7 protein-coding genes and 2 pseudogenes are annotated in these 6968 nt (G+C 41.9%); 4 read left to right on the top strand and 5 right to left on the bottom strand.

Features of this window, described 5'->3' with window-relative positions:
* The 3 genes from JEQ21_RS08905 to JEQ21_RS08915 all read left to right on the top strand — a co-directional run.
* Positions 1-1911 (top strand): Rib/alpha-like domain-containing protein (locus tag JEQ21_RS08905; RefSeq protein WP_199365150.1); only part of this gene is annotated, 1911 nt, incomplete at its 5' end.
* Positions 1912-2051: 140 nt separating this feature from the next.
* A complete protein-coding gene (locus JEQ21_RS08910; protein WP_199365152.1) occupies positions 2052-3032 on the top strand; it encodes a Gfo/Idh/MocA family protein in 981 nt (326 codons plus the stop codon).
* A gap of 426 nt (positions 3033-3458) precedes the next feature.
* Positions 3459-3815, top strand: a complete 357-nt coding sequence (locus tag JEQ21_RS08915) for a hypothetical protein (protein WP_196967677.1) — start codon at positions 3459-3461, stop codon at positions 3813-3815.
* Between the two features lie 26 nt (positions 3816-3841).
* Here the strand turns inward: JEQ21_RS08915 and JEQ21_RS08920 are convergent, their stop codons facing one another.
* From JEQ21_RS08920 to JEQ21_RS10325, 5 genes and pseudogenes are all read right to left on the bottom strand, one after another.
* The gene (locus tag JEQ21_RS08920; protein ID WP_199365154.1) at positions 3842-4534 is read right to left on the bottom strand and encodes a DUF4956 domain-containing protein; all 693 of its coding nucleotides are present in this window, start codon (positions 4532-4534) and stop codon (positions 3842-3844) included.
* Positions 4515-5276, bottom strand: a complete 762-nt coding sequence (locus tag JEQ21_RS08925) for a polyphosphate polymerase domain-containing protein (protein ID WP_199365156.1) — start codon at positions 5274-5276, stop codon at positions 4515-4517. The genes JEQ21_RS08920 and JEQ21_RS08925 overlap by 20 nt, the downstream gene beginning before the upstream one ends.
* Positions 5277-5347: 71 nt before the next feature.
* Positions 5348-5605: pseudogene (locus JEQ21_RS08930) on the bottom strand (ATP-binding cassette domain-containing protein); the annotation flags it as partial.
* A 92-nt stretch (positions 5606-5697) separates the two neighbouring features.
* Positions 5698-5844 (bottom strand): hypothetical protein, encoded by a 147-nt coding sequence (locus JEQ21_RS10320; protein ID WP_442805124.1) that lies wholly within the window; start codon positions 5842-5844, stop codon positions 5698-5700.
* A gap of 15 nt (positions 5845-5859) precedes the next feature.
* Positions 5860-6036 (bottom strand): annotated as a pseudogene (locus tag JEQ21_RS10325) (ATP-binding cassette domain-containing protein); the annotation flags it as partial.
* Positions 6037-6654: 618 nt separating this feature from the next.
* On the opposite strand from JEQ21_RS10325, the gene JEQ21_RS08940 reads away from it, so the two are divergent.
* A partial coding sequence (locus JEQ21_RS08940; protein ID WP_199365160.1) for an IS110 family transposase occupies positions 6655-6968 on the top strand: 314 nt, incomplete at its 3' end.

Consider the following 6968-nt stretch of genomic DNA (forward strand, 5'->3'; position numbering starts at 1 on the left):
GATGAGAATGGAAATCCAGTAAATGTTGTCGTTAAAGATGTAACTCCAGAAGGTGCGATCGATACAAATACCCCAGGTGACTACACAGGTAAGGTAGAGATTACATATCCAGATGGAAGTACAGAAACTATTGATGTGCCTGTAAAAGTTGTAGAGAACACTCCAGCTAAGACAGACGCAGACAAGTACGAACCAACAGCGAAACCTGAAGAAGTAGCAAAAGGTGGCACAGTTGATTTAACAGATAACGTTGATCCAATCACAGATGAGAATGGAAATCCAGTAAATGTTGTCGTTAAAGATGTAACTCCAGAAGGTGTGATTGATACAAATACCCCAGGTGACTACACAGGTAAGGTAGAGATTACATATCCAGATGGAAGTACAGAAACTATTGATGTGCCTGTAAAAGTTGTAGAGAACACTCCAGCTAAGACAGACGCAGACAAGTACGAACCAACAGCGAAACCTGAAGAAGTAGCAAAAGGTGGCACAGTTGATTTAACAGATAACGTTGATCCAATCACAGATGAGAATGGAAACCCAGTAAATGTTGTCGTTAAAGATGTAACTCCAGAGGGTGCGATTGATACAAACAAACCTGGAAATTACACAGGTAAGGTAGAGATCACTTATCCAGATGGCAGCAAAGAAATTGTGGATGTACCGGTAACAATTGTAGATTCACGTACAGATGCAGATAAGTACACACCAGAAACAACTCCAGAAACTGTAGCAAAAGGTGGCAAAGTAGACTTAACAGATAATGTTAAACCAATTACTGATGAGTCAGGTAAGCCAGTTGAAGTAACAGTTAAAGATGTGACTCCAGAGGGTGCGATTGATACAAACAAACCTGGAAATTACACAGGTAAGGTAGAAATCACTTATCCAGATGGCAGCAAGGAAGTTGTGGAAGTACCGGTAACAATTGTAGATACACGTACAGACGCAGATAAGAACGAGCCGAAAGTTCAAGATCTAACTGTCAACGTAGGTGAGCAACCAAACCCAGGCGACTCTATTTCTAACCTTGAAGACCTTCCAGAAGGTACTAAAGTAGCGTTTGAGAAACCTGTAGATACAACAACCCCAGGTGATAAGAAAGTCACAGTTGTCGTAACCTACCCAGATGGATCTCAAGACAAAGTTGAAGTAACGGTTAAAGTTGTGGACCCACGTACAGACGCAGATAAGAACGAGCCGAAAGTTCAAGACCAATCTGTGAATGTGGGAGAACAACCAGATCCTAACAAGTCTATCTCAAACTTGCCAGACCTTCCAAAAGGAACGAAAGTCGAGTTTGAGAAACCAGTCGATACAACAACTCCAGGTGATAAGAAAGTCACAGTAGTTGTAACCTACCCAGATGGGTCTCAAGACAAGGTTGAAGTAACGGTTAAAGTTGTAGACCCACGTACAGACGCAGATAAGAACACTCCAGTTCCACAAGACCAATCTGTGAATGTAGGAGAACAACCAGATCCTAACAAGTCTATTTCCAACTTGCCAGAGCTTCCAGCAGGAACGAAGGTTGAGTTTGAAAAACCAGTCGATACAACAACTCCAGGTGATAAGAAAGTCACAGTAGTTGTTACTTACCCAGATGGATCTCAAGATAAGGTTGAAGTAACAATCAAGGTTGTAACCCCAAGCAAACCAGTTACTCCATCTAAACCTGAGAAACCTGTACAACCTGAGGTGAAACCAGAAGTGAAGCCTCAAGTTCCAGTTCCAGGTCAAAAACCTGAAATGAAAGAGTCTAAGACTCAAATGAGCACTCAATCTACAGATCAAGAAACCCTTCCAAATACAGGTGAGGAATCGAATGCAGGTGCTGTAGCTCTTGGTGTCGGAATGCTTCTAAGTACGATCGGTCTTAAAGCAAGACGTCGTCGTGAAGAAGACTAATCAAGATAGCTTAGTCTTCCTTAATTGAAGTGACAAAAAGACTTCCTTTGCTAGTGTTAGAACTGGCTGGGAAGTCTTTTTTGATTTTTGACAGATGATAGGGGATTTGATAGACTGGGAAGAACGAGGAGGAATTCAAGATGCATAAACAGGATTTAAAATGGGCAACTTTGGGGACAGGTGTGATTGCAAATGAATTGGCTCAAGCTCTTGAGACAAGTGGGAGAAAGCTTTATTCAGTGGCCAATCGGACCTATGATAAAGGAGTTGCGTTTGCTGAGAAGTATGGGATTGAGAAGGTTTATGAGGAGATTGATCAGGTCTTTGAGGATCCCGAGGTAGATATCATCTATATTTCTACACCACATAATACGCACATTCAGTACTTGAGAAAGGCTTTGACGGCGGGTAAGCACGTCTTGTGTGAGAAGTCTATTACCCTCAATAGTCAGGAGCTGGAAGAAGCAATCCAGTTGGCGGAGGAGAATCAGGTCATCTTGGCGGAAGCCATGACCATTTACCACATGCCCATTTATGGGGAGTTACGTCGTCGTGTGGATAGTGGTGAGCTTGGACCTCTGAAGATGATCCAGATGAATTTTGGATCTTATAAAGACTATGACATGACGAACCGATTCTTTAACCGCTCGCTGGCTGGTGGAGCTCTTTTGGACATAGGAGTATATGCGCTTTCATTCGTTCGCTTCTTTATGAGCTCCCAACCGGATCAACTGCTTTCTCAAGTCAAGCTGGCCCCTACCGGTGTAGATGAACAAGTTGGGATTTTGTTAACAAATCCAGAAGGCGAAATGGCAACGGTCGCACTCAGTCTACACGCCAAGCAACCCAAACGAGGGATGTTGGCTTATGATAAGGGCTATATTGAGCTCTATGAGTATCCGCGTGGGCAAAAGGCGGTAATCACCTACACTGACGATAATCGCCAGGAAGTTATTGAGCTTGGAGAGACACAAAGTGCTTTGGCCTATGAAGTGGCCGACATGGAAAAGGCAGTGCTCGGTCAGGAGAATAAGATGCACTTGGCCTATACCCGTGATGTTATGTCCTTGATGACCCAGCTCCGTCAAGAATGGGGATTGACTTATCCCGAAGAAGAATAAAAGAGGAATCCACTGGTTGAAAAAACGAGTGGATTTCTTTTATACTCGAAAGAGTTCGAAATCTGAAAGTTTATAGGTAATGAAGCAAGCATCGCTTGCCAGCAATCCGAAAGTTCGGGAAGAGGATGAACACACTCAGATTGGGAAATGTAATGATTATAGTCTTTTAGTTTGCTTTTAGTACAAGGCCGCGAGTCGCAGACAGCTCAAAGTCTTGAGGAAGATTTTGAGCTTGCTGATAAAACTTTTGAAGAAAGTTTCAATGAAGTACGGCAAGACGAGCTAACACAGTAATAAAAGATAAATTAAAAGAGTATATAAGCGTCTAAATCCTTGGAATCTCACTAGTATTTTGATATAGTTAATCTATAGAAAAAATATATTTTAAATAGCAAAATTGCAAATAGAAACAAGGAGGTGACTGGAATGCGCTTAGAAAATTTAACAGGCCATCCCATTCACTTATGGAATGGATCCATAGATGAATATGTTTATACCCTAGAGGAAAGTGAGGTGTTTTCTCCCTTAAGATGTGGTACTTATCGCAATACGATTGGTGAATATAATGGTGTTGAAATTATAAAAATGGAGTATCATCTAAATGTTCCGCTTAGCTTGCTGAAAAAAATAAAGGAATCCTGTGATGGAATTGTCGTCAGTCGCATCGTTGCAGAGCAACTGGCGGAATTTGGCTATAATGGTGACATCTATATGATAGGCAATAAAAAACGAAATGAAGATGGCCGTGTCATTGGCTGTTATGGATTAGCGAAATATAATTAAAGAGCTTGGGCCTGGCCCAAGCTCTTTTAGAGTGTTTTTCGTTTTTGTGCAGTTTTGGTGATGGTTACTTCAACGGCTGGGTCTAAGGCCGATAGGGTATCCATGATTTCCTTGTCCTGGATATTGTCGTCGAATTCCACATCGTATTCGAGAATGATTAGCTCTCCCTTTTTTTGAGATTTTAGGGAAATTAATTGACTAGTGCTGTGATGCTGGGTGAAGTTTTTTTCAAAAAGGTCCCTATAATCGTAGCTACGGGGGAGAGTAATTTGCAGGAATCGTTTACTCCGACTAACCTTGGTAAAAGCTGAATTCTCCAAAGCAAAGAGAACTGCGCAGATTAAAATCGTAAAACAGAGAGCTAGGAGTAGGTAGCCCATTCCAGTCGCTAGTCCAATTGCAGTTGCCGTAAAAATAAGGAGGAGCTCCTTGGAGCTTGCAGCAGCAGAACGGAAGCGTATCAGGCTAAAGGTACCGGCAACCGCAACCCCAGCTCCTAGATTTCCATTGACCATGAAAATAATCATAGCAATCAAAGTTGGGAGTAAGGTCAGGGTCATTACAAATTCCTTGGTGTAGAAGGTGCGGTACTTGTAGGCTGCAGCTAAGATGATTCCAAGGATTAGACTGACCAACAGACTGGAGCTAAGGGAGAAGATATCGACATTTACAACTCCGGTTGAGGAGGTAAAGACGCTATTAAATAGTGTTTCTTGCAAGACTGACTTCCTCCTTCGTTAGATTGTTAGCCAGACGATAGGCGGTTCCGTATTTGGAAAAGGATTCCTGTACAATCCCGTATTTTTCCAAGCATTGAAGCAACCATTCTGGGCATTCACCGGGAACTTTCACTTCCATGATGATCTTTGAAGGGTCTAGCAAATCGTTTCCGAATTTACCAGCGGATAGGGAAATGTCCCAATCTCGGTAAAGGAGATTTTGGTCAATGGTGATGCGGATGTCCGCTCCGTTTTTGCCACGGAAAGACATGCGGTCATAGTAGATGTACATTTTGGGATGGATGTGACCGTGGCGTTTGCGGATGGTAGTTAAGTCGGACTGGACTTGATCGTCAATGAGAGAATCTTGGAAGCCGTCAATCAGGGACATCCCTGTAGTCACATAGCTTGTAATGGCATTGGCGTTGGATGTTAGTCGATTTTTGTAGCCAACGCTATCGATTTTCTTTTTGACTTCTAGAAAGGCTTTGCTGTTGGCTTTGGGTTCTGAGTCGTACAGACGCATGCGAACTTTTTCACGCGCATTTCTTTTGGCGATGGAATCTTGGATCAGGTCAAAGTTTTCAGTATCAAAGTAGATGTTGGTGATGGTAGAAGTTGCGTAGGCGTCCGCTTCAATGTAATCCCCTAAGTCTTCCAGCAACTGTGGTAGCATATCTTTCTCAATAATGTATTTGGTTTCAATCCTTTTGAATTGCTTCTGAATAATCTTGGTTCCCATGGGTATTCCCTTTCAATTTTTTTTCTGAAAATAGAATAACCAGTCAGACTTAAAGCAAACTGAAGGAAAGGTTAAAGAAAGCTAAAAGGAATATCTTCGAGCCCTTGAGGGGTCACTTGATAGAGCTTGTCGCAAACTTGAGAGAGGAAGCGGCGGTCGTGGGAAACGCAAATAAGTCCTCCGGGATTTTGTTGAAAGAGCTGGCAAACTTCCGGTTGAGAGGTTGGGGAGAAGTTCCGGCTGGGTTCGTCAAGGATGAGGAAATTTACTTCTTCTAAGACCATCTTAGCTAGCAAGAGCTTTGCCTGTTGACCGCCTGATATACTCTTTTAGTTTATCTTTTATTACTGTGTTAGCTCGTCTTGCCGTACTTCAGTACTGTCTACGACTCGCTGCCTTGTACTAAAATCAAACTAAAAGACTATAAATGTTTGATGGCTTGATGCACTTCATCACGACTAAACTGGAGATTGGCAAGGTAGGTCTGGGCCTGTCCTGCTTGCTGAGTTTGGAGGAATTCAAGCGGGCTGCTTTCCGGATCAAGGAAGCGACTATAATCTTGAGGCATATAGCCTAAAAGCAGATCCGATTGCTTTTGCAGTTTAAGGTAGATGAGGCTTAGCAAGGTACTTTTGCCAACCCCGTTAGCACCGATTAAGCCAATCTTTTCTTGGCCTCGAATCTGTAAGTTGATATTGTTGATTAACGTTCGCCCCCCTTGTTGCAGCTGATCCTGTTTTAGATCAAGGAGAGTTTGGATTTTGGAAGGGGCTGGATATTTGAAAAGAAGATTTCAATCGCCTCTTCGTTCAGGGGAATTTCCGTCAGTTGATCCTTTTGGCGTTCCAGATTTCTTTCTTTGGAGAGCACACTTTTCATTTTCTATTATTTGAACAATCGAATAAGAGGCTGTTTTGTAATTTTATTTTCACGCTCAAGGCGTATTCGAGTTATCTCATGACTCTTATTCATCCAGTTTTAGTTACAGGCTCGGCAAAGCCCTAATAAACTTACGGATTTGTATTGCTCATCTTTATTATATACCTGAACTAATTTTCCGTCATGAGTTAGCAGGCGAAGCCTGCTTGGAGTTTTAGTTTGCTTTTAGTACAAAGCAGCGAGTCGGAGACAGCTCAAACATACTAAGATTAGTAGTGAGGAAACCTTCGACGGAAGATTTTCTCACTACTTTTCTTTATGTTAAAGTAGTAGTGTCTTGTTAAGTCGTACTAGATTTTGGCATTTAATGCCGTAGCTCAAACTGGCAAGACACCTGTTTTAGTTAGAATTTTTTCAAAGTATGTTGGACGTTGAACGTCGTGTATTGAAAATGAAATCACTAAGACAAGGATCATTCAAGACAAAGTGAGGTAATATCATGAGAGTTGTTTTTGGCATTGATGTCAGTAAGGCGAGTTCAGAAGTCGCGGTTTTCGTAGATACAAATAGAACAATGAGCTATAGAATCACTAATGATGCAATTGGTTTCTCAAGATTATTAGAAGATTTGAAAACTGTCTCTTCACCTGAGATTATCTTCGAAGCTACAGGAGTTTATTCACGTCGTCTTCAAGCTTTTCTTGAAGAGAATCATTATTCCTACGTTCGTTTGAATCCACTCGAATCAAAGAAACAGATGGACGGTTTACGTGTTCGAAAAACAGATAAAATTGATGCAGAAAAATTGGCTCT

The organism is Streptococcus sp. 121 (assembly GCF_016458205.1).
GTDB lineage: Bacteria > Bacillota > Bacilli > Lactobacillales > Streptococcaceae > Streptococcus.